Origin of the sequence: Geodermatophilus sp. FMUSA9-8, from assembly GCF_037034165.1 — a bacterium.
Lineage (GTDB): Bacteria > Actinomycetota > Actinomycetes > Mycobacteriales > Geodermatophilaceae > Geodermatophilus > Geodermatophilus nigrescens.
This window is the reverse complement of record NZ_JBAGKE010000001.1, coordinates 581690-607331: the sequence shown is the minus strand read 5'-3', so window position 1 is coordinate 607331 and position 25642 is coordinate 581690. Positions and strand designations below refer to the sequence as shown.

Genomic DNA, 25642 nt, shown 5'->3' with positions numbered 1-25642 from the left:
CCCGGACCCGGGCTCAGGCGCTCTTCGGGCGGCGCGGGCGGGCGGGGGCCTTCGGCGCCGCCGGGGCGGTCGCGACCGGCGCGTCGTCTCCGGGGACGCCGAGGCGCCGCTCGAAGCCGGGCGGGACGACGACGTCGTCGCGGGACAGGTCGGCGGCGGACTCGCGGGCCAGGCCGGTGAGCGCCGAGCCGAGGCCGTCGCGGAGCAGGTCGAGGACGTTCTCGACGCCGGCCTGCCCGTTGGCCGCCAGGCCCCACAGGTAGGCGCGGCCGATCATCACGGCCTTGGCGCCCAGGGCCAGGGACTTGGCGACGTCGGAGCCGCGCCGGATGCCGCCGTCAAGCAGGACCTCGACCTGGTCGCCGACGGCCTCGACGATCGCCGGGAGGGCGCGGATGGAGGCCGGGGTGCCGTCGAGGTTGTTGCCGCCGTGGTTGGACACCGAGATGGCGGTGACGCCGGCGTCCACGGCCCGCTTGGCGTCGTCGACGCGCATGACGCCCTTGAGCATGAACGGCTTGTCCGTGCCCCACAGCTCGCGCAGCCAGGCGACGTCCTCCCACGTGGGCATGGGCGACTGCATCCACGCGCCGTAGGCGCCGAAGAAGGTCGGCGGGGTCTCCGAGGGGTCGCCGACCATGTTCGGCACGCTGAGGTCGGGCAGCTTCATCGTGCGGGCGAACTGCAGCAGCCAGCGCGGCCGGAGCGCCACCTGCGGGGCGTAGCGGCGGACGGCCTCGAGGTCGATCTTCTCGGGGATGAAGGGGGAGCCCCAGTCCCGGCCGTAGGCGAAGGACCAGTCGAGGGTGGCGATCAGCCCGGCGGCGCCGGCGCGGCGGGCGCGCTCGACCTTGGCGGCCATGGTGTCGCGGTCGCCGACCCAGTAGAGCTGGAAGAAGGTCTTCGGGTTGGCGGCGATGACCTCCTCCATCGGCTTGCTGGCCATCGACGACAGGCCCATGGCCACGCCGCGGGCAGCGGCGGCGCGGGCGACGGCGACCTCGCCGTCGGGGTGCACCGCCTGCACGCCGGTGGGGCTGATGAGCACCGGCATGGAGACCTCCTGCCCCATGACGGTGGTGGCCATCTGCCGGGCGTTGGCGAGGCCCGCGGTGTGCGGGGCGAAGCCGAGCTCGTCGAAGGCCCGCAGGTTGTCGTCGACGGTCAGGCCCTTCTCGGAGCCGGCGACCAGGGCGCCGTAGACGCCCTTGGGCAGCCTGCGCCTCGCCCGCCGCTGGGCCTCGGCCACGGTCTCGAACCACGCGTTCGCCACTGTCGTCTCCGTCCGCTCGGCCCCTGACCCACCGCCGGTGGCACTGAGTGCCACCCTAGCGCCGCGGATGTCGCGCAGGCCACACCCCGGGACGACGCGACCCCCCGGCCGGAGGGCCGAGGGGTCGTGGGGAGCGGCCGGCGCGGGGCCGGCCGGGCTCGGTGGCGGGTGCTCGGTGGCGGGGCTCAGCGGCGCGCGGCCAGCGCGGCGATCTCGTGCGCCGACTCCAGCGTCGGGGCGGAGGCGAGGGCGCGGGCGATCTCGCGGTCGTCACGGCGACGGGCGCGGGTGGCGCGGGCGGAGTCCAGGGCGGAGCGCAGGCGGGTCATGACGGGTCCTCCTCGTGCGACGGTCGACGGCGACGGTCGCTCCCGGCCGTTGCCGGCGGGCCCCGCGGTGTCGTCCCGGTCACAGAAAACCGGCTCCGACCTGCTGGGTCTGCAAATCCAACTGTCCTCCTCCCGAGGCCTCCGCGCCAGTCCCCGGGACGTGATCCGCGCGTCACCCGGCCCGGTGGGACGACGGTCACACCCCGGCGCTAGCGTCGGCCGCGCCGCACCGTCCGCGACCCGGGAGGCCGTCCTGCCCAGCACCGTCGTCCCCGGCGGCGTCAGCACGCCGCAGCTGTCCGCGCACCTCGCCGTCCCGCCGGTGGGGGAGGGGCCCTGGCCGGGCGTGGTGGTCGTGCACGAGGTCTTCGGGCTCACCGACGACGTCCGCCAGCACGCCGACCGGCTCGCCGCCGCGGGCTACCTCGCGGTCGCCCCCGACCTGTTCAGCGCCGGCGGGAAGCGCCGCTGCCTGCGCTCCACCTTCCGCGCGCTGAACCGGGGCGAGGGGCCCGCGTTCGGCGACCTCGAGGCCGCCCGCCGCTTCCTCGCTGACCGCGACGACTGCACCGGCCGGATCGGCGTGCTCGGCTTCTGCATGGGCGGCGGCTTCGCGCTCATGGGCGCCACCCGCGGCTTCGACGTCGCCGCGCCCAACTACGGCTTCCTGCCGAAGGACGCCGAGCGGGTGCTCGCCGGCGCCTGCCCGGTCGTCGCCAGCTACGGCCGGCGCGACGTCGCGCTGCGGGGCACCGCCGCCCGGCTGGAGCGGATCCTCACCGACGCCGGCGTCCCGCACGACGTGCACGAGTACCCCGGCGCCGGGCACTCCTTTCTGAACCACCACAACGCGGGGCCGTTCACCGCGTTGGAGAAGGTCGTCGGCGTCGGCTACCACCAGCCCTCGGCCGAGGACGCCTGGGGCCGGATCCTGCGCTTCCTCGACCGGCACCTGCGGAGCGCGGCGTGACCGGCCCGCTCGCGGGCCTGCGCGTCGTCGAGCTCGGCGGCATCGGCCCCGGCCCGCACGCGGCGATGGTGCTCGCCGACCTCGGCGCCGACGTCGTCCGGGTGGAGCGGCCCGCCGGCGGCCTGCGGATGTCCGAGGGCGGCCGCGACGTCGTGATGCGCGGGCGGCGCCCGGTCGCCGCCGACGTCAAGACCGACGAGGGCCGCGAGCTCGTGCTCTCCCTCGCCGCCCACGCCGACGTGCTCGTCGACGTCTTCCGGCCCGGCGTCGCCGAGCGCCTCGGCCTCGGCCCCGACGCCTGCCACGAGCGCAACCCCGGGCTGGTCTATGCGCGGATGACCGGCTGGGGCCAGGACGGGCCGTGGGCGCAGCGGGCCGGCCACGACGTCAACTACCTGTCGCTCACCGGCACCCTGGCGGCCCTCGGCCACCCGGGCGAGACGCCGCGGGCGCCGCTGAACCTCGTCGCCGACTACGCCGGCGGCTCGATGCTGCTGCTGGTCGGCATCCTGTCGGCGCTGCACGAGCGGACCGTGTCCGGCCGCGGGCAGGTGGTCGACGCCGCGATGGTCGACGGCGTCGCGCTGGTCTCGCAGCTCATGTGGTCGATGCGCGGCATGGGCGTGTGGTCCGACCGGCCCGGCACCAACCTGCTCGACGGCGGCGCGCCCTTCTACGACGTCTACCCCTGCGCCGACGGACGGTTCGTCGCGGTCGGGGCGCTGGAGCCGCAGTTCTACGCGCAGCTGCTCGCAGGCCTCGGCCTCGCGGACGCGGGCCTGCCCGCGCAGATGGATCCCGCCGGCTGGCCGCGGCTGCGCGAGGAGTTCACCCGCGCCTTCGCCGCGGAGCCGCGGGAGCACTGGGAGCGGGTGTTCGAGGGCACCGACGCCTGCGTCACCCCGGTGCTCGAGCCCCGCGAGGCGCCGGCGCACCCGCACCTGGCCGCCCGCGGCACGTTCACCGAGGTCGGCGGCGTGGTGCAGGCGGCGCCCGCCCCGCGCTTCTCGCGCACGCCGCCCGGTCCCGCCGCGCCGGTCGCCGACGGCCCGGCCGACGCCGCCGCCGTCGTGGCGGAGTGGTCGCGGCCCCGCTGACGGGGTCGCACGAGCCCGCGGTCCGCCGCGGAGGAGGGGGCACGCCCGTGTCCGAACCGGTCCTGGTCGAGCGCCGCGGCGCCGTGCAGGTCATCATGATCAACCGGCCCGAGGCCAAGAACGCCCTCGACGCCGCCGTGGCGCGGGGCGTGGCCGCCGCCGTCGACGAGCTCGACGCCTCCGACGAGCTGCGGGCCGGGGTCCTCACCGGCGCGGGCGGCACCTTCTCCGCCGGCATGGACCTCAAGGCGTTCCTGCGCGGCGAGCGGCCGGCCATCGAGGGCCGCGGGCTGTGCGGGATCACCCAGACCCCGCCGCGCAGGCCGCTCCTGGCCGCCGTCGAGGGCTGGGCGCTGGCCGGCGGGTTCGAGCTGGTGCTCGCCTGCGACCTCGTCGTCGCCGGCCGGGGCGCCCGCTTCGGCGTGCCGGAGGTGAGCCGCTCGCTGGTGGCCGCCGCCGGCGCCGCGCTGTTCCTGCCGCGGCGGATCCCCCAGGCGATCGCGATGGAGATGCTGCTGACCGGGCAGCCGGTCGACGCGGAGCGCGCGGCCGCGGTCGGGCTGGTCAACCGGGTCGTCGACGACGGCGGCGCGCTGGAGGCCGCCGTCGAGCTGGCCGGCGTGATCGCCGCCAACGGCCCGCTCGCGGTGGCGGCGACCAAGCAGATCGCCCGCTCGACCGCCGACTGGACCGCCGAGGAGGGCTGGGCCCGGCAGCAGGAGCTCATCGAGCCGGTGTTCTCCTCCGAGGACGCGCGCGAGGGCGCGACCGCGTTCGCCGAGCGCCGCGCCCCGGTCTGGCGCGGCCGCTAGTCCTCCCGCGGCGGGCCCGTCGTCGCCCGGGCGACGAGCTCGGTGGGCAGCGTGAGCGGGGGCGGCGCCGGGCGGCCGGCGATCGCGTCGAGCAGCGCGGCCGCCGCCGCCCGGCCCTTCTCGCGCACCGGCTGGCGCACGGTGGTCAGGCCGAGGCCCGCGGCCGGGGCGGCGTCGTCGAACCCGGCGACCGACAGGTCCTCCGGCACCCGCAGCCCGCGGCGGGCGGCCACCGCCAGCGCGCCCTCGGCGAGCCGGTCGCTCAGGCACAGCAGCGCCGTCGGCGCGGGGGAGAGGTCGAGCACCGCCTCCGCGCCGGCGGCGCCGACGTCGGGTGTGCTGTCCTCGCCGTGCCACACCGGCACCGCCGACCAGTCCAGCCCGGCCCGCCCGACGGCGTCGCGGTAGCCGGCCAGCCGGTCGCGGGTCACGGCGTACGTGGCCGCGTCCTGCACGCGTTCGCCGGCCAGGCCGCGCTCGATCGGCTCGGCGTGCATGCCGAAGGAGACGACGGCGATCCGCCGGTGCCCGAGGGCGAGCAGGTGCTCCGCGACCCCGGCCGCGGCGGCCCGGTCGTCGACGCCCACCCACGGCGTCCCGGGCGCCCCGAGCTCCGCCAGCCGGCTGGGCCGGGGCTGGTCGACCACGGCCAGCGGCAGCCCGCGGGCGGCGGCCGCGGCGAGCAGCGGGTCGTCGTCGCCGAGGGAGCAGACCACCAGCCCGTCGACGACGGCGCCGTGCACGGCGGCGAGCCGGCGGCGGGCATCGGTGGACCCCGGCACCAGCAGCAGCCCCGCGCCGGCGGGCTCGGCCACCGCGGAGGCGCCGGCCAGCAGCGCGAGCGCGACCGGGTCGTCGAAGGCGTAGGACAGGCCGTTGTCGTAGGCGACGCCGATCGCGCCGACCCGCCCGCGGCGCAGCCCGGCCGCCAATGGGTTCGGGCCCGGGTAGCCCAGCCGGCGGGCGGTCTCCAGCACCCGCTCGCGCAGCTGCGGGGAGAGCTGGTCGGGCCGGGAGAAGGCGTTGGAGACCGTCTTCGCCGACACGCCGAGCTCGGCGGCGACGTCGCGCAGCGTCCTCGGGCGGTCGGCGGGCACGGTCCCATCCTGCGTGCTTCATCGATGAAGAAGACGGGTAGGGGTCGCGGCATGCCCCCGGGAGCCGCTCCTCCGCGGGCCGCGCGCGGCGCGGTGGCCGTGCTCTGCGCGGTCCAGTTCACCGACGTCCTCGGCACCACGCTGGTGGTGGCCGCCCTGCCGGCGATGCTCGCCGACCTCGGCGCCCCGCCGTCGGCGGCCACGCCCGTCGTCACCGTCTACTCCGTCCTCTTCGGCGCGCTGCTCGTCCTCGGCGCCCGCCTCGGCGACCGGTACGGCGCCGTGCGCGTGCTGCAGGCCGGGCTGGTGCTGTTCGGGCTGGCCTCGCTGGCGGCGGCGACCGCCCCGTCGGTGGGGGTGCTCGTCGCCGCCCGCGGCGTCCTCGGGGCCGCGGCCGCGCTCTCGGTGCCGCCGGCGCTGCGGCTGCTCACCGCCGCCGCCCCGGAGGGGGAGCCGCGACGCCGCGCGCTGGCCGCGTGGAGCGCCGCGGGTGCCGCCGCGGGCGCGGCCGGGCTGGTCCTCGGCGGGGTGCTCACCGACCTCGCCGGCTGGCGGACGCTGTTCTGGCTGTCGGTGCCGCTCGCGGTGGCGCTGCTCGCCGCGGTGCGCGCGACCGCGCCCGCGGCGCCGCGGGAGGCCGCCGGGCGGCTCGACGTCGCCGGCGCGGCGGTGCTCGCGGCGTCGGTGGCCGCCGTCGTCGGCGGGGCCGCGCTGCTCGAGCACGGCGGGCACCGGCCGGCCGGCGGACTGCTCGTGGCGGCCGGCGCCGCCCTGGCCGCGGCGCTGCCCGCGGTCGAGCGCCGGGCCGCGGACCCGCTGCTGCCCCCGGCGGCGCTCCGGCACCCGGGCCTGCGGGCCGGCGCGCTCGCCTCGGCGGCCAACACGGCCGCCACGTCGTCGGCGGTCACCCTCGCGACGCTGCACCTGCAGGAGCACGCCGGGTTCGGGCCGACGGCGGCCGGGCTGGCACTCGTCCCGTTCAGCCTGTGCGTGGTCGCGGGCGCCGCCCTGGCCGCCCGGGTGCTGCGGCGCACCGAGCCCCGCGCCGCCGCCGCGGCGGGCCTCGCCGTCATCGCCCTCGGCGACGCCGGGCTGCTCGGGGCGCTGCTGTCGCCGTGGGCGGTGCCGGTGGCGGCCGCCGTCGCGGGGCTGGGCATCGGGCTGTCGTCGGTGGCGGCCACGTCGCTGGGCACCGCCGTCCCCGAGGAGCTGCAGGGCACCGCGGCCGGGGTGGTCAACACCGCCGCCCAGCTCGGCACCGCGCTGGGCGTCGCCGTCGTCCTGCTCGTCGCCGGTGCGGCCGGCGCGGCGGCGGGCTGGCTCACGGCCGCGGCGGTCGCCCTGGCCGTGGCCGCGGCGCTGCTCCGGTCCCGCGGCCGGGTCGCCGCGGACCGGGGTTAGTGTGCCGGGCACCACACCAGTCGAGGGGAGCAACGATGCGTGACGCGGTGATCGTGGAGGCGGTGCGCGCGCCGGTGGGCAAGCGCAACGGCGGGCTGTCCGGGGTGCACCCGGTGGACCTGTCGGCGCACGTGCTGACGTCGCTGGTCGAGCGGGCGGGCCTGGACCCGGCGCAGGTCGACGACGTCATCTGGGGCTGCGTCTCGCAGGTGGGCGAGCAGACCTTCGACATCGCCCGCACGGCCGTGCTCGCCGCGGGCTGGCCGGAGACCGTGACCGGCGTGACCGTGGACCGGCAGTGCGGCTCCTCGCAGCAGTCGGTGCACTTCGCCGCCGCGGGTCTGGTCTCGGGCCAGTACGACGTCGTCGTGGCGGGCGGGGTGGAGTCGATGTCGCGGGTGCCGATGGGCAGCGCCCGGCAGGACGCCAACCCGTTCGGCAGCCGGTTCGCCGAGCGCTACGGCGGGGTGAAGATCAACCAGGGCCTGGGCGCGGAGGAGATCGCCCGCCGCTGGGGCCTGTCCCGCCAGCAGTGCGACGAGTTCTCCGTCGCCAGCCACGAGAAGGCCGCCGCCGCGCGCGCCGAGGGCCGCTTCGACGCCCAGATCGCCCCGGTCACCACGCCCGACGGCACGGTCGTGAGCCAGGACGAGGGCATCCGCGAGTCCACGGTGGAGAAGCTCGGCTCGCTCAAGCTGGCCTTCAGCGAGGACGGCGTCATCACCGCCGGCAACTCCTCGCAGATCTCCGACGGGTCGGCCGCGCTGCTCATGACCACGTCGGAGAAGGCCGCCGAGCTCGGCCTGCGCCCGATCGCCCGCGTGCACACCGCCGTCCTGGCCGGGGCCGACCCGGTGATCATGCTGACCGCGCCGATCCCGGCCACCCAGAAGGCGCTGGCGAAGTCGGGGCTGTCGATCGACGAGATCGGCGCGTTCGAGGTGAACGAGGCGTTCGCGCCGGTGCCGCTGGCCTGGCTCGCGGAGATGGGCGCCGACACCAAGGCGCTCAACCCCAACGGCGGCGCCATCGCCCTCGGCCACCCGCTCGGCGGTTCCGGCGCGCGGATCATGACGACGCTCGTGCACCACATGCGCGACAACGGGATCCGCTACGGCCTGCAGACGATGTGCGAGGGCGGCGGCCAGGCCAACGCCACCATCCTCGAGCTGCTCTGACCCCGCCGGGTCCGCCTCCCGCGCGCGGGAGGCGGCCCCGGCTCCGCTCGCGCGGATCGCCGGGGTTCCTCGTGCACTGCCGGTCCTGCAGCGCCGTCGATGCGCGAGGAACGCCGGCACTGCCCCGCTCCTGGGGCGTTCCCCGGTCTCCGGGGGCCCTGCAGGACCCCGGGGGTGCGAGAACGACCCCGGCACTGCCGCCCCGCACGAGCCGCGGCCCGGGGTCGCCTGCAGCGGCGGCCCCGGGCCCGGTTACGTTCGGCGGTCGTGAGCGCCGACGCCGGGGACCCCACGCTGCTCGACGTGCTGACGCTCGAGGAGCTGGACCGCGACCTTTACCGCAGCACCCTGCTGTTCGCCGACCCCTTCCCGCTGTACGGCGGCCAGGTCGCGGCGCAGGCGCTGCTCGCCGCCGGCCGCACGGTGGCCCCCGACCGGCTGCCGCACTCGCTGCACGGCTACTTCCTGCGCAGCGGCGACGCCGCCCGGCCGGCGGTCTTCCACGTCGACCGCGACCGCGACGGCGGCTCGTTCTCCGCCCGCCGCGTCGTGGCCGTGCAGGGCGGCGAGGTGGTGCTGTCGATGTCGGCGTCGTTCCAGGCGCCCACCGCCGGACCCGACCTGCAGGTGGCCGCCGCGCCCGCCGCCGAGGATCCCGCCGACGCCGAGCCGGTGCAGCTGCCGCGGCTGTTCTCCTTCGAGGGCCGCCGCCCCTCGCAGCCCTATCCGGACGCCTCGTGGCCCACCCGCTTCTGGGCCCGCGCCACCGTGCCGCTGCCCGACGACCCGCTGCTGCACGCCTGCGCGCTGCTCTACCTCTCCGACATCGGCACCGGCCTGTCGGCGCTGCCGGAGGACGAGGCGGCGCCCGGGCCGACGCTGGACCACGCCGTCTGGTTCCACCGCCCGGCCCGGCTGGACGAGTGGGTGCTCGTGGACCTGGTCCCGCACACGGTGGCCGGCGGCCGCGGCTGGTACACCGGTGCGGTGACCACCGCCGACGGGGTGCTGGCCGCGAGCCTGACGCAGGAGACGCTGTTCCGGCCGGGCCGCAACCCGTTCCGTCCCGGCCGCTGACCGTTCCGCCGGGACACCTGCGAGGATGGTCAGCCAGCGAGGGGGAGGGATCTGACGTGGCGAAGCACCGGGCACCCGATGGTGGCCCCACCGACTTCGACGCGGCCACGGCCGCGCTGGCCGACGTCTCGGGTGACTACGTCATCGACGTCGCGCACACCCGCATCGGCATCCGTGCCCGGCACGCGATGGTGACGACGGTCCGGGGGTCGTTCACCGACTTCGCCGGGGAGGCGCACCTCGACGTCGCCAAGCCCGGCGCGAGCTCGGTGGCCATCCGCATCCGGACGGCGAGCATCGACACCGGCCAGGCCGACCGCGACGCGCACCTGCGCTCGCCGGACTTCCTCGACGTCGAGCGGTGGCCGGAGATCGTGTTCGCCTCCACCGAGGTCGAGCAGCTCGACGACGAGGTCTACGAGGTCACCGGTGACCTGACCATCCGCGACGTGACCCGCCCGGTCACGGTGGAGTTCGCGCTGACCGGCTCGGCGAAGGACCCGTTCGGCAACACCCGGGTCGGCTTCGAGGGCGCGCTGGCGATCAAGCGCAGCGACTGGGGCCTGACCTGGAACACGCCGCTCGACACCGGCGGCGTGCTGGTCAGCGACCGGATCCAGATCGAGTTCGACGTCTCGGTGATCCGCTCCGCCTGACGGCTCCGGGCGGGTCAGCGGCGCGGGCGCTGGCCCGCGGCGGGCAGCGTCCCGGTCCACAGCACGTCCTCGGCGACGTCGCGCAGCTTGCGGTTGGCGTGGCTGCTGGCGGTGCGCAGGGCGTCGAGGGCCTGCTCGGCGGTCAGCCGACGGGAGGCCATGAGGACGCCGATCGCCATGCCGATGCGCCGGTTGGAGCCCAGCGCCGCCCGCAGGCCCTCGTTCTCCGCCTCCAGGTCGCGCAGGCGCGCCCGCAGCACCGCGGTCCCGGCGTCCGGCATCGCCGGGATGCGGAGCACGCCAGGGGCGGGCAACGGGCGCAGCGAGCGGTGCCGCTCGGCGATCCGCTGCAGGGAGGCCCGCGCGCGCTCGCGGCCCTCGGCGGCGTCGGCGCGCACGGCGCGGGCCCAGGCGGCCAGGACGGCGCCGTCGCGCGCAGGATCGGCCGACCGGCCGGCCGCGCTGAGCAGGGTGCCGTCGGGCCCGCCGGCGGTGAGGGCGCCGAGGGGATCGGACGGGGCGACAACCGGCGACCTCCTCGGATCCGGGCCGGCTGACCTCCCCAGTCTGCCGCGCCCGGCGCCGGCGTGCCCGGCTCAGTCCCCGCCGGGACGGACGACGTCGTAGCGGACGACGGCGAACTCGCCGTTCTGCGCCACCTCGCGGGTGACCAGCTCGACGTGCGCCGGCAGCAGCGGCATGCCCGCGCCCAGCGTGACCGGCGCGATCGACACGACCACCTCGTCGAGCAGCCCCGCCTCCGCGAACCGCGCGGCCACCGGCCCGCCGCCGACGATCCACACGTCGAGGTCGCCGGCCGCGGCGACCATCTCGGCGTGCAGCGCCCGCAGCTCCCCGTCGGTGTCGGCGGCGGTGAACCGGATGTCGCGACCCTCGTACGGCGTCAGCTGCCGGTGGGTGAGGACCCAGGCGGGCTGGTCGTAGGCCCAGTCCTCGCCCTGCCGCTGCACCCACTCGTAGGTCGAGGCGCCCATCACCAGCGAGCCGACGGTCTTCTCGAACGCCTTGTAGCCCATGGCGCCCTCGTGGTCGGCCTCGCGGGTGAGCAGCCAGTCCAGCGAGTGCTCGGCGCTCGCGATGAAGCCGTCGAGCGTGGTGGCGGTGTAGTAGACGGTGCGGGTCATCGGTTCCTCCGGGTGAGCCAGTCGAGAGGGTCGCCGGTGTCGACGGCGACACCGGCCGCGCGCAGCCAGGTCCGCGCCAGCAGGCGGCGGTGCGCTGAGTAGGTGAGGACGTGTGCCACGACGCCGGCGAGCACGAAGCTCTCCGGCGGGTCGCAGAGCGCGTCGACGAGCCGGTCGTTCCAGGCGCCGCGCCGGGCGACGTCGCGCACGGCCGCGAGCCACCGGGGCGCGACGGCGGCGTGCCGGTCGAGCAGGGCGGCGACGTCGTCGGCACCGCGGGCCGGGGTGTCGCGGCCCTCGATCGAGGCGACCCAGACCTCCAGCGTCCACACCTCGTGGTCGAGGACGGCGGCCAGCGTCTCCTCCGGCCCGTCCCAGGGCAGCACCTCGGCCCCGGCCGCGCGCACCCGCCGGTACTCCTCGTCCGGCAGGCCCTTCGCCAGCTCGAGGAGGGACCGGGTGTCCTCGACGCCGTGGTGCACCAGCAGCGCGGTCACCTCGTCGCCGCGGCGCACCGGCTCGTCGGACACCCACAGCGACGCCGGCGGGTGGAAGTGCAGGCCGTTGGGCGCCGGCAGCCAGTGCGCGTCGCGCCCGCCGGCCGCCCCACCGGCCCCGTCCCCGGTCACGGCGCTCGGCGGGGACCCATAGGCGCGGGCGAAGGCGCGGCTGAACCCCTCGACCGACTCGTAGCCGGCGGCGAAGGCGGCGTCGGTGACGCTCGCGCCGTGCCGCAGCTGCCAGGCCGCGCGCTCGAGGACCACCCGCCGGCGCAGCGCGACCGGCGACTCGCCGGCCCCGCCGGACACCTGGCGGCTGAAGTGGAACGGGGAGGCGTAGGCGTCGCCGGCCATGTCGGCGAGCGAGCGGTTGTCCTCGTCGAGGACGGCGTCGAGCAGTTCGCGCAGGCGGTCGCGTCCGGGCGGGGTCACGACGACGAGTCTGGCGAGCCAGGGGCCTCCCGCGCCCGACCGATCTTGCGCCGTCTCAGCCGGCCGCCCAGGCGCGCTCGACGGAGGCACGGCAGCGGTCCGGGTCGTCGCCCGCCGCCGTCAGCAGCGCGACGGTGGTGGCGGACGCCTGCGGTGCGAGGACCGCGGCCGGCAGCACGCCCTGCACCACGAGGGAGACCAGCCCGTGCCCGGCCGCCCAGGAGCGGGTGGCCAGCGCCAGGGGGTCGGTGCCGGGGCCGAGCCGGCCCTCGTCGCGGGCGCGGGCGACGGCGTCGACCAGCCGCTGGAAGGTGGCGTCGGCGGCCGCGGCGTCGGCCAGGTCGGCGCGGGCGTCGAACATCGCGCGGTACAGCTCCGGGGCCTCCAGCGCGTTGCGGGCGTAGGCGACACCGTGGGCCGCCACGTCGTGCACCGGGTCGCCGGTGCGGGGCACGGCGGCCAGCCGGGCGGCGAGCCGGGTGAAGCCCTCCTGCCGCACCGCGCTCCACAGCCCCGGCATCCCGCCGAAGTGCGTGTAGACGGCCATGGTCGAGGCGCCCGTCCCCTCGACCAGCGCGCGCAGCGTCACCGGCTCGCGGGCGGCGAGCATCCGTGCCGCCCGCTCGACCAGCAGGGAACGGAGTGCGGGATCGGCTCGTCGGGGCACTGGCGCACCGTAGCATAGCGCTGCTATGTTACGGCTCTCGCCACTCCCCAGGAGGAACCGTGACCGTCCAGCTGATCGACCCGCCCGGCCTGCCCGTCCCCGGCGTCTACCGGCAGATGGCCGTGGCCACCGGCAGCCGCACCGTCTACCTGGCCGGCCAGGTCGCCCGCACCGCCGAGGGAGAGCCGGTCGGCGCCGGCGACCTCGCCGCGCAGACCGAGCAGGCGTTCCTCAACGTGGCCACCGCGCTGGACGCCGCCGGCGGCACGGTCGACGACGTCGCCAAGCTCGTCCTGTACGTCGTCGACTGGAGCCCCGACAAGCTGGCCGCGCTCGGCGAGGGCGTGGCCCGGGCGTCGGCCCGGCTCGGCCGCGACCTGACCCGGCCGGTCACCCTCATCCCGGTGGCCGCGCTGGCCGAACCGGACCTGCTCATCGAGGTCGACGCCACCGCCGTCCTCGACTGACCGCCGTCACCGGCCCCGGAGTGCCCGCCAGACGGTCTCCGGTGTCAGTGGCATGTCCACGGAGTCGACGTCGAGGGCGTCGCACACGGCGTTGACCACCGCCGGCGGCACCCCGATGCACCCCGCCTCGCCGGCGCCCTTCGCGCCGAACGGCTGGTTCGGGTTGGGCACCGCGGTCTCCTCCAGCTGAACCGGCGGCACGTCGGCGGCGGTGGGCAGCAGGTGGTCGAGCAGCGAGGTGGCCGCCGGGCGGCCGTCGGGCGCGGTGACCGCCTCCTCGGTGAGCGCCTGCCCGAGCCCCTGCGTGATCGAGCCGTAGCCCTGCCCGTCGACGAGCAGCGGGTTGACCACGACGCCGTGGTCGTCGACGGCGACCAGCCGCTGCACGTCGACGACGCCCAGGTCGGGGTCGACCTCCACCACCGCGGCGTAGGCGCCGTACGGGAAGGCCTGTGGCGGGGTGAAGGACTCCTCGCCGGTGAGCGGGCCGGTGGCCGCCGCGACCTCGGCCAGCGTCATCGGCTCCGCGCCCGGCGCCGACAGGACCCCGGCGGCGTAGGTGACGGCGTCGTCGGCCGTGCCGCGGTGCACGGCGAACCGGCGGCGGGCCTCCTCCACCAGCCGCTGCGCGGCGAGCCACAGCGCGCCGCCACCGACCTGCATCGACCGGCTGCCGAAGCTGCCGAACCCGTCGGGCACCTCGGCGGTGTCGCCCTGCACGACCCGGACGGCGTCGAGGTCGACGTCCAGCGCCGCCGCGACCACCTGCGCGAACGCGGTGAGGTGCCCCTGCCCGGTCGACTGCGAGCCGGTGCGCGCCACCACGGTGCCGTCCGGACAGGCCTCGACCGCGCCGTACTCGGGGCTGTGCGGCGCCGCCCCGGACCGCTCGACGTAGGTGGCCAGCCCGATGCCCAGCGGCCGCCCGCCGTCCGCGCGGCGGCGGGTCTGCTCGGCGCGGACGTCGTCGTACCCCACCTCCGCGAGCACCTTCTCCAGCGCCGCGCCGTAGTCACCGGAGTCGTAGGTGCGGCCGGTCGGCGTCTCGTACGGGAGCTCGTCGGGGCGGAGGAGGTTGCGCCGGCGGAGCTCGGCGGGGTCCATCCCGAGCCGGCGGGCGAGCAGGTCCACCGTCCGCTCCACCGCGTAGGCCGCCTCCGGGCGCCCGGCGCCGCGGTAGGAGGAGCTGGGCGGCGTCGTGGTGAGCACGCAGGTGGCCCGGGCGCCCACCCGCGGCGTCCGGTACGCGCCGGTGGCCATGCCGACGGTGAAGGACGGCACCTGGGCGCCGGTGTGCGGATACGCGCCGAGGTCGGCGAGCACGTCGAGGGAGTAGGCGAGGATCCGGCCGTCGGCGTCGGCGGCCATGCGCGTGACCTGGTCCTGGCCGCGCCCGCGGGTGGCCGCCGTCATCGCCTCGATGCGGTCCTCCGACCAGCGCACCGGCCGCCCGGTCAGCCGGGCGAGCGCCACCGCGACGACGTACTCGGGACAGCCCTGGCTCTTCGCGCCGAACGCGCCGCCGGTGGCCGGCACGACCACCCGCACCTGCCGCGGGTCCAGCGCGAACGCCTCGGCCAGCGCCCCGCGCAGGCTGTGCGGCGCCTGGTGGGACACCCACACGGTCACCCCGCCGCCGTCGTCGGGGCGGGCCAGTACCGCCCGGCCCTCCAGCGAGGTGGGCAGCAGCCGCGGCTGCCGGAACCGGCCCTCGACGACGACCGGCGCGCCGACGAACACGTCCGCGAGGTCCTCGGGCGTCTCGTCGGAGGTGTGCACCTGCGCCACGTCGTCGCGGCCGTCCCAGAGCCGCGGGGCGTCGTCGGCGAGCGCCGCGCGGACGCCCAGCACCGGGGGCAGCTCCTCGACGTCGAGGACGACCCGGCGGGCGCCGTCCTCGGCGTGCGCCCGGCTGTCGGCGGCGACCACGGCCACCGGCTGGCCGACGAAGCGCACCCGGTCGGCGGCCAGCGCGGCCCAGTCCCGGCCGGCCAGCGCGCCCCGGCCGGCCGGCGGCACCGGGGTGGGCGGCAGGCCGGGCAGGTCGGCGGCGGCCCAGGCGCCGGCGACGCCGGGCACCTCCCGCGCGGCGGTCACGTCGGCGCCGCGCAGCCGCCCATGTGCCACCGGGCTCCGGACGAACGCGAGCTCCAGCACCGGGGCGCCGACGTCCGCGGCGGTCAGGTCGGCGACGGTGCGGGCTCGGCCGGTCAGGAGGTCGGCGTCCTCCCGGCGCGGCAGCGGATCGCCGAGACGGCGCATGACCCGACCCCTTCCGTGGGCACTGTTGCCCGGTGCACCTACCCGATCGCCGGCCGGGGAAGCCGTGAAGCTCCCGCCGATCACGTATCGCCGGGCCGGCTCCGCCGACGAGGCGGTGGCGCTGCTGGCCGAGGCCGGCGACGACGCGGCGGTGCTCGCCGGCGGGCAGAGCCTGCTGCTGGAGCTGCGGTACGGCGACGTGCGCCGCGGCGTCCTGGTCGACCTCGCGGGCGCGGCGGACCTCGCCGGCCTGGCCGTGGCCGATGGCGAGCTGCGCCTGGGTGCGCTGGTGCGGCACGCCGCCGTCGAGCGGCTGGAGCTCGACGACCCGCTCGCGCGGCTGCTGCGCCGCGCGGCCGCCTACGTGGCGCACCCGCCGATCCGTGCCCGGGGCACCTTCGCCGGGTCGCTGGCCTGGGCGCACCCGGCCGCCGAGTGGTGCGCGCTGGCCCGGGCGCTGGACGCGCGGATGACCGTGCGCGGACCGGCGGGGGAGCGGGAGGTCGCCGCCGCCGACTGGTTCCGCGGGCCGCACCGCACGCGGCGCGCCCCGGACGAGGTGCTCACCGCGGTGACGCTCCCGCTGCTCGGCGCGGGCGCCGGCGTCGGGTTCGCCGAGCTGCGCCGCACCTCGGGCAGCTTCGCGCTGGCCGCCGCCGGCTGCGCCGTGCACGTCGCGGCCGGCCGGGTGACGCGGGCCCGCATCGGGCTGGCCAACGCCGCCGGCGTCCCCGTCCGCGCGGCGGAGGCCGAGGCGGCCCTGGTCGGCAGCGACGGGTCCCCGGAGGCGGTGCGCGCGGCCGCCGACGCCGCGGCCGCCGCGGCCGACCCGGCGTCCGAGCCGCACTGCTCGGCGGACTACCGGCGGCACGCGCTCGGCGTGCTCACCGCGCGGGCGCTCACCGAGGCGCTGGGGGAGGCGGCCTGATGGACGTGCGGATGACCGTGAACGGGCAGCCGCGGCGGGTCGCCGTCGAGGCCCGCGACTCCCTCGCCGACGCCCTCCGCGACGGCCTCGGCCTCACCGGCACCAACCTCGCCTGCGAGCACGGGGTGTGCGGCTCGTGCACCGTCTCCGTCGACGGCGAGGCGGTGCGCTCCTGCCTCGTGCTCGCGCTGCAGTGCGAGGGGTCCGAGGTGCGCACCGTGGAGGGGCTGGCCGACGGTGACCGGCTCTCCCCGCTGCAGGAGGCGTTCTCCGCCGAGCACGGGCTGCAGTGCGGCTTCTGCACGCCGGGCTTCCTCACGCTGCTGCAGCAGGCCCTCGACGACGACCCCTTCCTCGACCGGGACGAGGAGAAGCTGACCGAGCTGCTGGCCTCGAACCTCTGCCGCTGCACCGGCTACGTCGGCATCCGCCGCGCCGTCGTGCGCGCGGCCCGGGCCGGCCGCGGCGAGCCGCCCGCGGCCGACTGACCCGGCACCCGCCCGATCCCGCCACCCGCACCCGCACCGCCCCCGGAAGGACCCCCGTGCCACCCCGAGCCCAGACCGACGCGCCCCCCGGCGCCGCCCCCGGCGACGAGTTCCGCCCCGACCCGAGGCGCTGGTCGGCACTGTCGGTGACGCTCGTCGTCGGTTTCATGACCCTGCTCGACGTCAGCATCGTGTCGGTGGCCCTGCCCTCGCTGCAGACCGACCTCGGCGCCACGCCGGCGACCGTGCAGTGGGTGGTCTCGGGCTACGCGCTCACCTTCGGCCTGGTGCTCGTGCCCGCGGGCCGGCTCGGCGACGCCCTGGGCCGGCGCCGGCTGTTCCTCGTCGGCCTCGCCGGGTTCGTGCTCTCCAGCGCCGCCGCGGGCGCGGCGCCGTCGGTGGGCTGGCTGATCGCCGCCCGGCTGGTGCAGGGCCTGGCCGCGGGCTGCCTCGCGCCGCAGAACTCCGCGCTCATCCAGCAGCTGTTCCGCGGGCCCGAGCGCGGGCGGGCGTTCGGCCTGTTCGGCGCCACGGTCGGCATCTCGACCGCCGTCGGGCCCATCGCCGGCGGCGCGATCCTCGGCCTCGCGTCGGGCCCCGACGGCTGGCGGTGGCTGTTCTACGTCAACGTGCCGATCGGCGTCGTCGCCTTCGCCCTGGCGCTGCGGCTGCTCCCGCGCGGCGGCAGCGGCGGGCGCGGGCACATCGACGGCGTCGGCGTCGCCCTGCTCGGCGCCGGGGCGCTCGCGGTGCTGTTCCCGCTGGTGCAGGCCGAGGCCGGCGGGCTGTCGCGGCTGTGGTGGCTGTTCCCCGTCGGCGCGCTGCTGCTGGCGCTGTTCGTGGCGTGGGAGCGGCGGGTGGTCGCCCGCGACGGGCAGCCGGTGTTCGACCCGCGGCTGGTCACGCAGACCCGCGGCTACGGCATCGGCGCGGCGCTGGGCACCGTGTACTTCGTCGGGTTCAGCGGCATCTGGCTGGTCTTCGCCCTGTTCTTCCAGACCGGCCTGGGCTACACGCCGCTGCAGTCCGGCCTGGCGGTCACCCCGTTCGCCATCGGCTCGGCGTCGTCGGCCGTGGTCGCCGGGCGCCTGGTCGAGCGGTACGGGCGCCGGCTCACCGTGATCGGCCTGTCCGTCGTCATGGTGGGCCTGGCCGCGGCCGCCGTCGTGCTGCTGCTCGTCCCGCCGTCGGCGGCCGGCTGGGCGGTCGCGCCGGCGCTGCTGCTGAGCGGCATCGGTGGCGGGTTCGTCATCTCGCCCAACATCACGATGACCCTGCGCGACGTGCCGGTGTCGATGGCCGGGTCGGCCGGCGGCGGGCTGCAGACCGCGCAGCGCTTCGGCGCCGCGATCGGCACCGCGGCGCTGCCCGGCCTCTTCTACCTGGTGCTGTCCGCGACCGGCGACCACCCGGCAGCGGCCGCCGCGGGGCTGGCCGTGTCGGTGCTCGGCGCCGGCGCCGCGCTCGTGCTCGGCGTCGTCGACCTGCGCCGGTCGCGGGCGGAGGACGCCGCCGCTGCCGCGGAGCAACCCGACGAGCGGCACGGCCCCGACGGCGTGCACAGCCACGGCCACGCCGCCCACCACTGACCCGCACGAGACCGAGGAGACCCGCATGACCGGACCGACGGTGGCCGTGCTCGGCACCGGCACGATGGGCGCGGGGATGGTGGGCTCGCTGCGGCGGGCCGGCCTGCCCGTGCGGATGTGGAACCGCGACGCGGCGAAGGCGCGGGCGCTCACCGACACCGGCGCGGAGGCCCTCGGGTCACCGCGCGAGGCCGCCGACGGCGCCGACGTCGTGCTCACCATGCTGCTCGACGCCGACGCGGTGCTCGACGTCGTCCGGCAGGCCGCGCCGGCCGCCGGCACCACCTGGCTGCAGTGCTCCACGGTCGGCGTCGAGGGCGCCGACCGCACCGTCGCGGCGGCCCGCGAGCTCGACCTGGTGCTGGTCGACTGCCCGGTGCTCGGCACGAAGGAGCCGGCCGCGAAGGGGGCGCTCACGCTGCTCGCCTCCGGGCCGGAGGAGGCCCGGGAGGCGCTGGCCCCGGTGCTGGACGCGCTGGGGTCGAGGACGCTGTGGCTCGGCGAGGCCGGGCAGGGCAGCCGGCTCAAGATGGCGTGCAACTCGTGGCTGTTCATGCTCACCGCCGGCACCGCGCAGGCCGTCGCGCTCACCCGCGCGCTCGGCCTGGACCCGCGGCGCTTCCTCGACGCCATCGACGGCGGCCCGGTCGACTCGCCCTACGCCCACCTCAAGGGCGGGCTGATGATCGACGGCGACTTCCCGCCGAGCTTCGGCCTGACCGGCGCGGCCAAGGACGCCCGGCTCATCCGCACCGCGCTGCGCGACTCCGGCGTCGACGACCGGCTCACCGCCGCGGTGCTCGAGACGATGGAGGCGGCCGCCGGCCGCCTCGAGGACCCGGGCGCCGTGGACATGGCCGCGGTCATCGAGGGCCTGCGCGCCTGATCCCGGTCACACCTCCGGGAACTCTCCGGTGTCGACGAGACGCTCGGCCACCTCGCGCAGCTTCGTGTTGGTCCGGTTCGACACCCGGGCCAGGGCCGCGAACGCCTGTTCGGGGGTGAGGCGGAAGCGCTCGACGAGGATGCCCTTGGCCTGGTCGATGACCGCGCGGGAGTCGAGGGCCTGCTGCAGGTTGACGGCCTGCTCGGACAGGCGCGCGAACCGGTGGCTGTCGGCGACGCGGACCGCGCCGTGCCGGGCGAGGAGCTCCGCGCGGGCCCGCAGCGCCTCGTCGGCCGCGACGGGTGCCTGCAGGTACACGTTCAGCCCCCCGGACGCCGGCAGGGCGCCGGGGAAGGGCACCGAGACGACCGACCGCAGGCCGAGCGCCGCCGCGGCGCGCGACAGGTGCGGCCAGCGCGGCTCGCGCGCGGTGTCCCCGATGACGAGCACCCGCTCGCCCGCGATGGCGTCCAGGCAGGGGCCGGAGCCGGCGCGGTACTGGACCTCGTCCAGCTCGGCCGCCACCTGGGAGCTCGTGCCGACGGTGGCGGCGCCGTCGACGCCGAGGACGGTCACCGAGAGCGCGGCCTCGCTGCCGACCAGGTCCGCGGCCAGGCCGGCGACCTGCTCGAGGACGAGGGGCAGGGGACGGTCCGAGGGGACTAGGGCGAGGTCGAGGAGCGCGGCCGGGAGCCGGTCGTCCGCGGGGTACACGTGGTCACTCCGAGCAGGGCGGTGCCGGGCGCGCCGGCGGACAGGTGCCGGGGTCCGGACTGCTGCAGACCCTCGGGGTGCGGGGAGGTCCCCGCGCACGCCGGCTGTGTGACGCGCGGGAGCGAGGATACCGCCGGGACCGGCGCTCCGGCCGCCGGCCCCGGGGCTTCCGCTCGCCCGGTCAGCGGTCGCCGTAGCGGGCGGCGAACTCGCCGGGTGTCATGCCGGTGACCCGGGCGAAGTCGCGGGTCAGGTGCGGCTGGTCGGCGTACCCGAGCGCGGCGGCCACCTCGGCCACCGTCGTCGTCCGCTCGCGCAGCCGCCCGGCGGCCTCCTGCAGCCGGCGGCGCTGCACCAGCCACTTCGGCGTCAGGCCGAGGCGCCGGGAGCACAGCCGCTGCAGCGCACGCTCCGACAGCCCCGTCTCCGCGCACAGCTGGTCGACGCGGGTCAGGTCCGGCCGGGACTCCACCAGCGCCACCACCCGGTCGACCAGCCGCCCCTCGTCGTCCACGGGCAGGAACCGGGCGAGGACGTCGGTGTAGGCGGCCATCGCGGCCGCGTGCGCGCCGGGCGAGGACGGGTCGCCGGCCATCGCGGACCGCACCGCCGCGGTCAGCCGGGCGCCGTCGTCGCCGAGCACCTCACCGACGTCGACGTGCCGGTCGGTGAACGCCGACACCGGCCCGCCGGCCACCAGCGCCCCGGCGGCGGGGGTGAGCATCACGCCGGCCGCCCAGCCGTCGCCGGCCAGCGTCGTCGTCGACAGACCCTGGACGACGCCGTGGAAGCGGGCGTAGCCGGGGGCGACCACCAGCAGGCAGCACGGGTACTGCAGCACCCGCTGCACCGACTCCTGTCCCGGCGGCACCGACCACACCGGGATCCAGAACCGCTGCACCAGGGCGGCGAGCGGCCCCTCGGCCTCGTACCGGTGGACGACGGCGGTGACGTCGCGCGGGTCGCGCAGGTGGGCCCGCTCGATCGCGTCCAGCCGGCGCGGGCGGGGTGCGGTGTCGGGTTCCATCAAGACCCAGGCTGCCGCACCGGCCAGGCTGGCGTCATGGACACGCTCACCACCCCGGTCGCCACCGCCTACGCCGCCGCCCTCGAGCCGCTGCTCGCCGTCGCCGACGCCGTCCCGGCCGCGGGCTGGGATGCGCCCACCCCGTGCGAGGGCTGGAGCGCCCGCGACGTCGTGACCCATCTGGTCGACACCCAGCGCGAGTTCCTCACCGGCCGCGGGATCGACCTCGGCCCCGCGCCCGACGTGACCGCCGACCCGGCGGGCGCCCTGCGCGCCCACGCCGGCCGCGTGCTCACCGCCGTCGGCGACCCGGCCGTCGCGGACGCCGCCTACGACGGCTTCTTCGGCCCGACGACGGTGGGCGCCACGCTCGAGCAGTTCTACGTCTGGGACCTCGTCGTCCACCGCTGGGACCTCGCGACCGCCACCGGCCAGGACGCCGCGCTCTCCGGCGCCGAGCTGGACCGGATCGAGACCGGGGCGGCCTCCTGGGGCGACGCCCTCTACATGGAGGGCATCTGCCAGAGGGCCGAGGCGCCCGCGGACGCCGGCCGGCAGGCGCGGGTGCTGGCGCTGCTCGGCCGCCGCGCCTGATCGCCGTCCCGGCTGGGTAGCCGTGGCGCGTGCCCAGCCCCGACTCCGCCGACGGCCCCCGCGAGGGCCGGCTCCAGCTACGCGACGGCCGCACCCTCGCCTACGCCGAGTGGGGCGACCCCGCCGGGCGGCCGGTGCTCGGCTGCCACGGCTCGCCCAGCTCCCGCCTGGAGCGGCACGTCGAGGACCCCGGCGCCTACCGCCGCTGGGGGATCCGGCTCGTCGTCCCCGACCGGCCCGGCTTCGGCCGGTCCGACCCGCAGCCGGGCCGGCGGGTGACCGACTGGCCGGGCGACGTCGCCCAGCTGCTCGACACCCTCGGCATCGAGCGCACTGCCGTCCTCAGCCTCTCCGGCGGCGCGGCCTACGCCCTGGCCTGCGCGCACGGCATGCCCGACCGGGTCACGGCGGTGGGCGTCCTCGGCGGGGCGCCGCCGCCGGACGTCCCGTGGGCCTGGTCCGACGTGCTGCCGGGCCGGCTGTCGCCCGCCGTGCGCGCCGCCGTCCACCGGCCGTCCCGGGCGACGACGGCGCTGCTGCGGCCGGTGTTCGCGCCGCTGACCGTCCGCCCCGCCCTGCTCCCGCGCTACCTGCAGGTGCGGCTCAACCCGGCCGACCGCCGCGTGCTCGGCCGCCCCGCCGTCCGCCGGGCGATGGCCGCGACCTTCACCGAGGGGCTGCGGCAGGGCGCCGGCCCGCTGGCGGAGGACCGGGCGCTGCTGTTCCGGCCGTGGGGCTTCCCGCTCGCCGAGGTGACCCAGCACGTGCACGTCTGGCACGGCACCCAGGACTGGCAGGTCCCGGTCGGCCTGGGCCGGGTGCTGGCCGCGATGCTGCCGCGGTGCACCGCGCACTGGTACGCCGGCGAGGGCCACTTCCTCGTCTTCGACCACGCGCGCGAGGTCTACGGTGCGCTCGCGCCGGGAGTGGGTAGCCGCGCGCCATGACCGACCTCCGCGGCCGCGCCGTGCCGCCCACCTACGTCAACGCCAACCGCCTGTGGGTGGACTCGCGCCTCCGCTACGAGATCGGCCTGCGGGTGGAGGGCGCGATCCTGCGGCGGCTGGGCGCCCGCGGGTCCCGTGCGGTGGAGATCGGCACCGGCCGGCGGGGGCTCGGCGCGCGGGTCGCCGTCGAGTGCCTGGGCGCCACCGAGGTGACCGCCTTCGACGTGCACGCCGCGTCGGTGGGCCGCGCGCGGATGCGCTGCGCCGACCTCGCCGACCGGGTGACCTTCCGGGTCGGCGACGCCACGGCGCTGCCGGTCGGCGACGCGAGCGCCGACCTCGTCGTCGACTTCCACGCCCTGCACCACATCGTCGACTGGCGGGCCGCCGTCGCCGAAGCCGCGCGGGTGCTGCGCCCCGGCGGGCAGCTGGCGCTCACCGAGATGACCGCCCGGTTCGTCGACGCCCCGGCGCTGCGGGCGGTCTCCCGCCACCCCGCCGACCGGTTCTCCACCGACCAGCTGGTCGCCGAGCTCGCCGCGCACGGGCTCGAGGTGCCGCCGGGCCGGCTGCGCCGCGCCGCCGGTGACCGGTGGATCCAGGCCGTGGCGACCCGGGCGTGACCGCCGGCGACGCCGTCCGGGGCGCCCTCGCCCTCCTGCGCCGGCACGCGGGCCGCGTCTACGCGCTGTCGCTGGCGGTCACGCTGGTCAACACCGTGCCCGACGTGCTGCGGCAGCTGCTCGTCCACGACGACCCGAGCGTCGCGCACGCGCTGCTGGTCGACGTCGTCGGCTTCGGCACGGGCCTGCTGGCGCAGCTGTGGCTCACCGGCGCGCTCACCGGGCTGCCCGACGACGGCCGGGTGCGCCCGCGCGGCGCCCTCGGCCGGGGGACGGCGACCGCGCTGCGGGCGGTGCGCACCTCCCCGGCCGCGGTGCTGGCCGGCGTCGTCCTCGGCGGGGCGGTGTCGGCGTGCCTGACGCTGCCGGCGTCGATCGCCGCGCTCGGGCTCGACGGCGTCCTGGGCCCGCTCGGCGCCCCGTCGGCGGCCGCGTTCACCGTGGCCACGGTCAGCGACGTCGTCGCGAGCTGGGTCACGCTGCCCTTCCTCGCCGTCGTGCTGGTGCTCACCGCCGGTTCGGCTCGGCGGTTCGCGGGCAAGGGCGGCTCGTGAGCAGCCTGAGCAGCAGGGACTGGGACGTCACCCGCAAGACCGTCGGGTCGCTGTCGATGTGGATCGGCACGGCGGCGCTGTTCGCGCCGCGCTGGATCGCCGGTTCTCTCGGCGTGCGGCCCGACGCGGCGCGGGACGACGTCGCGCTGCCGCTGCTGGTCCGCCTGGGCGCGGCCCGCAACATCGCGATGGGCGCCGCGCTGCTCGTGACGCCGGCGCCGCAGGCCCGCCGCACCACCGAGGTGACGCTGCTGCTCACCGCCCTGGACGCGGCCGCGGTGTGGACCTCGCGCGCCACCGGCGACGTGCGGACCCGCAGCGCGGTGCTGTCGGGGATCGTGCTGGCGCTGTCGGGCTACGGCGCGGCCCGCTGGCACCGGCAGTAGGGCTCAGCGCCGGGCTCCCTCAGCGCCAGGCGAAGACCGGCTGCTCGAGGTGCGCCACCCGCACCAGCTCGCCGCGGCAGGCGATCCGGCAGAACTGCAGCACCACCGCGGCGGTGGGCGCGTGCAGCCAGCCGTCGAACAGCGGCAGCCGCACCACCGGGGCGTCGGACTCCGGGATGGTCACCAGCTCCGGGTCGACGTCGAGGTCGGCCAGCGGCACCTGGTACGCCGCGGCCACCTCGGCCTCGGCGGGCACCAGCGGCCCGGTCTCGCCGGCCCACACGACCACCGGCGTCATCACGTAGCCGGAGCGGGTGACGTAGTCGTCGAGGACGCCGAGCACGTCGCCCGGCTCGCGGACCAGCCCGACCTCTTCGGCCAGCTCGCGCAGCGCGCCCTGCACGGGCGTCTCGCCGTCGTCGAGGCGGCCGCCGGGGAGCGCCCACTGCCCGGCGTGCGCCCGCAGGCCCGGCGCGCGGCGGGTGAGCAGCAGGGCGGGGACGCCGCCGTCGCAGGTGACGCAGACGGCGACCCCGGCCTGCCGCAGCTCGGGGCGGGCGGCCGCGCGGCGGGGGAGGTCCCGCAGCCGCGCGGCCACCGTGTCCCGGGTCAGCACCCGGTCAGGGTCGGTCAGAGCCAGCCGCGCCGCGAGCCGAGCTGGCGGACGGCGGCGTCGAGCTGCGCGGCCACCGCGGACACGTCGGTGTCGGAGTGCGACAGGTGCAGCCGGCCACCGACGTCGCGGCCCTCGGTGAACAGCCCGCCGCGGCGGTCGACCTCGAGCACGACCTCGACGCCGTGCGGCGAGGTCAGGAAGGTCACCTCGAGCTCGTTGACCCGGCCGCGCAGCGCGGGCGGCGGGGTGAACTCGACCTCCTGGTAGAAGGGCAGGTCGCTGCCGGCGAGGCGGCCCTTCTCGACGTCGGCGCCGCGGAAGCCGAAGCCCAGCCCCCCGAGCGCCTGCAGGACGGTGCGCTGCACCGGCAGCGGCTGCACGGTGACCGCGTCGAGGTCGCCGGGGTCGCTGCCGCCGGGGATGTCGACGCGGGTGCGCAGGCCGATGGAGACCCCGCGCAGCGTCCAGCCGTCGACGGCGGTGAACGGGCACTGCCAGGGCACCGGGAAGCTGAACGGCACGGCGGCGCGGGCGCCCGGCTCGATCCGGCCGGCGCCGGCCACGACGGCGGTGCCGAAGGTGACGTTCTCCCGCCACTCGTGGTCGCCGCTCTCCACCTCGACCGCGGCCTGCAGCGAGACGCGGCACTCGGCGATGTCCTGCGCGACGGAGCCACCGGTCAGGTGCACGGTGCCGGTGACGGTGCCGCCGGGCTGGGTGACGGGGGAGTCGAGGACGGTGTCGACGGTGGCGTTGCCGGCGCCGAGCTTCGCCATCAGGTTGCGGAAGGCCATGGGGGAGGTGCTCCGTTCGGTTCGGGGACGGCGCGGATGCTGACACCACGCCCGGTGGCTGGCGAGGGGTTCCCGCGCGGTCCGTCGGGAGGCTCCCGCGCCCTACCGGCGAGTAGTTGGACGTCCTACTAAA

The 25642-nt window shown here is 77.5% G+C and carries 29 protein-coding genes; 17 read left to right on the top strand and 12 right to left on the bottom strand.

What is annotated here, in order from left to right:
- Positions 1 to 13: 13 nt before the first annotated feature.
- Entirely contained in the window at positions 14 to 1273 is a 1260-nt protein-coding gene (gene mftD / locus WA616_RS02960; protein ID WP_336027173.1) for a pre-mycofactocin synthase MftD, read from the bottom strand.
- A 185-nt stretch (positions 1274 to 1458) separates the two neighbouring features.
- The gene (locus tag WA616_RS02955; protein WP_175562841.1) at positions 1459 to 1602 is read right to left on the bottom strand and encodes a hypothetical protein; all 144 of its coding nucleotides are present in this window, start codon (positions 1600 to 1602) and stop codon (positions 1459 to 1461) included.
- Positions 1603 to 1786: 184 nt separating this feature from the next.
- Between WA616_RS02955 and WA616_RS02950 the strand changes: the two genes are divergently transcribed.
- Genes WA616_RS02950 through WA616_RS02940 form a run of 3 tightly spaced genes read left to right on the top strand, consistent with a single transcriptional unit; the run spans position 1787 to position 4481 of the window.
- Positions 1787 to 2572 (top strand): dienelactone hydrolase family protein, encoded by a 786-nt coding sequence (locus tag WA616_RS02950; RefSeq protein ID WP_336027171.1) that lies wholly within the window; start codon positions 1787 to 1789, stop codon positions 2570 to 2572.
- Complete coding sequence (locus tag WA616_RS02945; protein WP_336027170.1) at positions 2569 to 3669, top strand: CaiB/BaiF CoA transferase family protein; 1101 nt, start codon at positions 2569 to 2571, stop codon at positions 3667 to 3669. Before WA616_RS02950 ends, WA616_RS02945 begins: the two co-directional genes overlap by 4 nt.
- 47 nt (positions 3670 to 3716) lie before the next feature.
- Positions 3717 to 4481 (top strand): crotonase/enoyl-CoA hydratase family protein, encoded by a 765-nt coding sequence (locus WA616_RS02940; protein ID WP_336027169.1) that lies wholly within the window; start codon positions 3717 to 3719, stop codon positions 4479 to 4481.
- Here the strand turns inward: WA616_RS02940 and WA616_RS02935 are convergent.
- A complete protein-coding gene (locus WA616_RS02935) occupies positions 4478 to 5578 on the bottom strand; it encodes a LacI family DNA-binding transcriptional regulator (RefSeq protein ID WP_336027167.1) in 1101 nt (366 codons plus the stop codon). The two genes, WA616_RS02940 and WA616_RS02935, sit on opposite strands and share 4 nt — an antisense overlap.
- A gap of 51 nt (positions 5579 to 5629) precedes the next feature.
- Here WA616_RS02935 and WA616_RS02930 point away from each other — a divergent pair, with 51 nt between their 5' ends.
- From WA616_RS02930 to WA616_RS02915, 4 genes are all read left to right on the top strand, one after another.
- The gene (locus WA616_RS02930; RefSeq protein WP_336027165.1) at positions 5630 to 6979 is read left to right on the top strand and encodes an MFS transporter; all 1350 of its coding nucleotides are present in this window, start codon (positions 5630 to 5632) and stop codon (positions 6977 to 6979) included.
- A gap of 35 nt (positions 6980 to 7014) precedes the next feature.
- Positions 7015 to 8157 carry a thiolase family protein gene (locus WA616_RS02925; protein WP_336027163.1) on the top strand — a complete coding sequence of 381 codons (1143 nt, stop codon included), beginning with the start codon at positions 7015 to 7017 and terminating at the stop codon, positions 8155 to 8157.
- Positions 8158 to 8424: 267 nt separating this feature from the next.
- Entirely contained in the window at positions 8425 to 9234 is an 810-nt protein-coding gene (locus WA616_RS02920) for an acyl-CoA thioesterase (RefSeq protein WP_336027161.1), read from the top strand.
- A gap of 56 nt (positions 9235 to 9290) precedes the next feature.
- Positions 9291 to 9890, top strand: a complete 600-nt coding sequence (locus WA616_RS02915) for a YceI family protein (RefSeq protein WP_336027159.1) — start codon at positions 9291 to 9293, stop codon at positions 9888 to 9890.
- A 14-nt stretch (positions 9891 to 9904) separates the two neighbouring features.
- Here the strand turns inward: WA616_RS02915 and WA616_RS02910 are convergent, their stop codons facing one another.
- The 4 genes from WA616_RS02910 to WA616_RS02895 all read right to left on the bottom strand — a co-directional run bounded on the left by WA616_RS02910 (position 9905) and on the right by WA616_RS02895 (position 12634).
- Positions 9905 to 10288: an ANTAR domain-containing protein gene (locus WA616_RS02910; protein ID WP_336027156.1), complete on the bottom strand. Its 384-nt coding sequence runs from the start codon at positions 10286 to 10288 to the stop codon at positions 9905 to 9907.
- A 198-nt stretch (positions 10289 to 10486) separates the two neighbouring features.
- Positions 10487 to 11035 (bottom strand): dihydrofolate reductase family protein, encoded by a 549-nt coding sequence (locus WA616_RS02905; protein WP_336027154.1) that lies wholly within the window; start codon positions 11033 to 11035, stop codon positions 10487 to 10489.
- Positions 11032 to 11967 (bottom strand): helix-turn-helix domain-containing protein, encoded by a 936-nt coding sequence (locus WA616_RS02900; protein WP_336027151.1) that lies wholly within the window; start codon positions 11965 to 11967, stop codon positions 11032 to 11034. The genes WA616_RS02905 and WA616_RS02900 overlap by 4 nt, the downstream gene beginning before the upstream one ends.
- 55 nt (positions 11968 to 12022) lie before the next feature.
- The gene (locus WA616_RS02895) at positions 12023 to 12634 is read right to left on the bottom strand and encodes a TetR/AcrR family transcriptional regulator (RefSeq protein ID WP_336027149.1); all 612 of its coding nucleotides are present in this window, start codon (positions 12632 to 12634) and stop codon (positions 12023 to 12025) included.
- A 59-nt stretch (positions 12635 to 12693) separates the two neighbouring features.
- Here WA616_RS02895 and WA616_RS02890 point away from each other — a divergent pair, with 59 nt between their 5' ends.
- The gene (locus tag WA616_RS02890; RefSeq protein ID WP_073420097.1) at positions 12694 to 13101 is read left to right on the top strand and encodes a RidA family protein; all 408 of its coding nucleotides are present in this window, start codon (positions 12694 to 12696) and stop codon (positions 13099 to 13101) included.
- Between the two features lie 6 nt (positions 13102 to 13107).
- Here WA616_RS02890 and WA616_RS02885 read toward each other — a convergent pair whose 3' ends face one another.
- Positions 13108 to 15363 carry a xanthine dehydrogenase family protein molybdopterin-binding subunit gene (locus WA616_RS02885; RefSeq protein ID WP_336027148.1) on the bottom strand — a complete coding sequence of 752 codons (2256 nt, stop codon included), beginning with the start codon at positions 15361 to 15363 and terminating at the stop codon, positions 13108 to 13110.
- 64 nt (positions 15364 to 15427) lie between these two features.
- On the opposite strand from WA616_RS02885, the gene WA616_RS02880 reads away from it, so the two are divergent.
- Genes WA616_RS02880 through WA616_RS02865 form a run of 4 tightly spaced genes read left to right on the top strand, consistent with a single transcriptional unit; the run spans position 15428 to position 19254 of the window.
- A complete protein-coding gene (locus tag WA616_RS02880) occupies positions 15428 to 16291 on the top strand; it encodes an FAD binding domain-containing protein (protein WP_336027147.1) in 864 nt (287 codons plus the stop codon).
- On the top strand, positions 16291 to 16779 hold the full coding sequence (locus WA616_RS02875; RefSeq protein ID WP_336027146.1) for a (2Fe-2S)-binding protein: 489 nt from the start codon (positions 16291 to 16293) through the stop codon (positions 16777 to 16779). The genes WA616_RS02880 and WA616_RS02875 overlap by 1 nt, the downstream gene beginning before the upstream one ends.
- A 56-nt stretch (positions 16780 to 16835) precedes the next feature.
- Positions 16836 to 18368, top strand: coding sequence for an MFS transporter (locus WA616_RS02870; protein WP_336027145.1), 1533 nt, complete (start codon positions 16836 to 16838; stop codon positions 18366 to 18368).
- 25 nt (positions 18369 to 18393) lie between these two features.
- Entirely contained in the window at positions 18394 to 19254 is an 861-nt protein-coding gene (locus WA616_RS02865; RefSeq protein ID WP_336027144.1) for an NAD(P)-dependent oxidoreductase, read from the top strand.
- A 6-nt stretch (positions 19255 to 19260) separates the two neighbouring features.
- Here WA616_RS02865 and WA616_RS02860 read toward each other — a convergent pair whose 3' ends face one another.
- Together WA616_RS02860 and WA616_RS02855 are read right to left on the bottom strand one after the other, a co-directional pair.
- Entirely contained in the window at positions 19261 to 19968 is a 708-nt protein-coding gene (locus tag WA616_RS02860) for a GAF and ANTAR domain-containing protein (protein ID WP_336027143.1), read from the bottom strand.
- 181 nt (positions 19969 to 20149) lie between these two features.
- Positions 20150 to 20995, bottom strand: coding sequence for a helix-turn-helix domain-containing protein (locus WA616_RS02855; RefSeq protein WP_336027142.1), 846 nt, complete (start codon positions 20993 to 20995; stop codon positions 20150 to 20152).
- 36 nt (positions 20996 to 21031) lie between these two features.
- Here WA616_RS02855 and WA616_RS02850 point away from each other — a divergent pair, with 36 nt between their 5' ends.
- The 5 genes from WA616_RS02850 to WA616_RS02830 are packed head-to-tail and all read left to right on the top strand — an operon-like array spanning position 21032 to position 24099.
- Positions 21032 to 21589, top strand: coding sequence for a TIGR03086 family metal-binding protein (locus WA616_RS02850; protein WP_336027140.1), 558 nt, complete (start codon positions 21032 to 21034; stop codon positions 21587 to 21589).
- Positions 21590 to 21618: 29 nt separating this feature from the next.
- Positions 21619 to 22536, top strand: a complete 918-nt coding sequence (locus WA616_RS02845) for an alpha/beta fold hydrolase (RefSeq protein WP_336027139.1) — start codon at positions 21619 to 21621, stop codon at positions 22534 to 22536.
- Complete coding sequence (locus WA616_RS02840; protein WP_336027137.1) at positions 22533 to 23159, top strand: class I SAM-dependent methyltransferase; 627 nt, start codon at positions 22533 to 22535, stop codon at positions 23157 to 23159. The genes WA616_RS02845 and WA616_RS02840 overlap by 4 nt, the downstream gene beginning before the upstream one ends.
- Complete coding sequence (locus WA616_RS02835; RefSeq protein WP_336027135.1) at positions 23156 to 23713, top strand: hypothetical protein; 558 nt, start codon at positions 23156 to 23158, stop codon at positions 23711 to 23713. The genes WA616_RS02840 and WA616_RS02835 overlap by 4 nt, the downstream gene beginning before the upstream one ends.
- Complete coding sequence (locus WA616_RS02830; RefSeq protein ID WP_336027133.1) at positions 23710 to 24099, top strand: DUF4267 domain-containing protein; 390 nt, start codon at positions 23710 to 23712, stop codon at positions 24097 to 24099. The genes WA616_RS02835 and WA616_RS02830 overlap by 4 nt, the downstream gene beginning before the upstream one ends.
- 19 nt (positions 24100 to 24118) lie before the next feature.
- Here the strand turns inward: WA616_RS02830 and WA616_RS02825 are convergent, their stop codons facing one another.
- Both WA616_RS02825 and WA616_RS02820 read right to left on the bottom strand, forming a co-directional pair.
- Positions 24119 to 24715: an NUDIX hydrolase gene (locus WA616_RS02825; RefSeq protein ID WP_336027131.1), complete on the bottom strand. Its 597-nt coding sequence runs from the start codon at positions 24713 to 24715 to the stop codon at positions 24119 to 24121.
- A gap of 14 nt (positions 24716 to 24729) precedes the next feature.
- Complete coding sequence (locus WA616_RS02820; RefSeq protein ID WP_336027129.1) at positions 24730 to 25509, bottom strand: sporulation protein; 780 nt, start codon at positions 25507 to 25509, stop codon at positions 24730 to 24732.
- Positions 25510 to 25642 lie beyond the last annotated feature (133 nt).

What these genes read in the sequence shown, in the direction of transcription:
- WA616_RS02855 (WP_336027142.1), bottom strand. Translation starts at nt 20,995, where the DNA reads ATGGAACCCGACACCGCACCCCGCCCGCGCCGGCTGGACGCGATCGAG.
- WA616_RS02885 (WP_336027148.1), bottom strand. Translation starts at nt 15,363, where the DNA reads ATGCGCCGTCTCGGCGATCCGCTGCCGCGCCGGGAGGACGCCGACCTC.
- WA616_RS02865 (WP_336027144.1), top strand. Translation starts at nt 18,394, where the DNA reads ATGACCGGACCGACGGTGGCCGTGCTCGGCACCGGCACGATGGGCGCG.
- WA616_RS02955 (WP_175562841.1), bottom strand. Translation starts at nt 1,602, where the DNA reads ATGACCCGCCTGCGCTCCGCCCTGGACTCCGCCCGCGCCACCCGCGCC.
- WA616_RS02930 (WP_336027165.1), top strand. Translation starts at nt 5,630, where the DNA reads ATGCCCCCGGGAGCCGCTCCTCCGCGGGCCGCGCGCGGCGCGGTGGCC.
- WA616_RS02850 (WP_336027140.1), top strand. Translation starts at nt 21,032, where the DNA reads ATGGACACGCTCACCACCCCGGTCGCCACCGCCTACGCCGCCGCCCTC.
- WA616_RS02875 (WP_336027146.1), top strand. Translation starts at nt 16,291, where the DNA reads ATGGACGTGCGGATGACCGTGAACGGGCAGCCGCGGCGGGTCGCCGTC.
- WA616_RS02820 (WP_336027129.1), bottom strand. Translation starts at nt 25,509, where the DNA reads ATGGCCTTCCGCAACCTGATGGCGAAGCTCGGCGCCGGCAACGCCACC.
- WA616_RS02840 (WP_336027137.1), top strand. Translation starts at nt 22,533, where the DNA reads ATGACCGACCTCCGCGGCCGCGCCGTGCCGCCCACCTACGTCAACGCC.
- WA616_RS02905 (WP_336027154.1), bottom strand. Translation starts at nt 11,035, where the DNA reads ATGACCCGCACCGTCTACTACACCGCCACCACGCTCGACGGCTTCATC.
- WA616_RS02925 (WP_336027163.1), top strand. Translation starts at nt 7,015, where the DNA reads ATGCGTGACGCGGTGATCGTGGAGGCGGTGCGCGCGCCGGTGGGCAAG.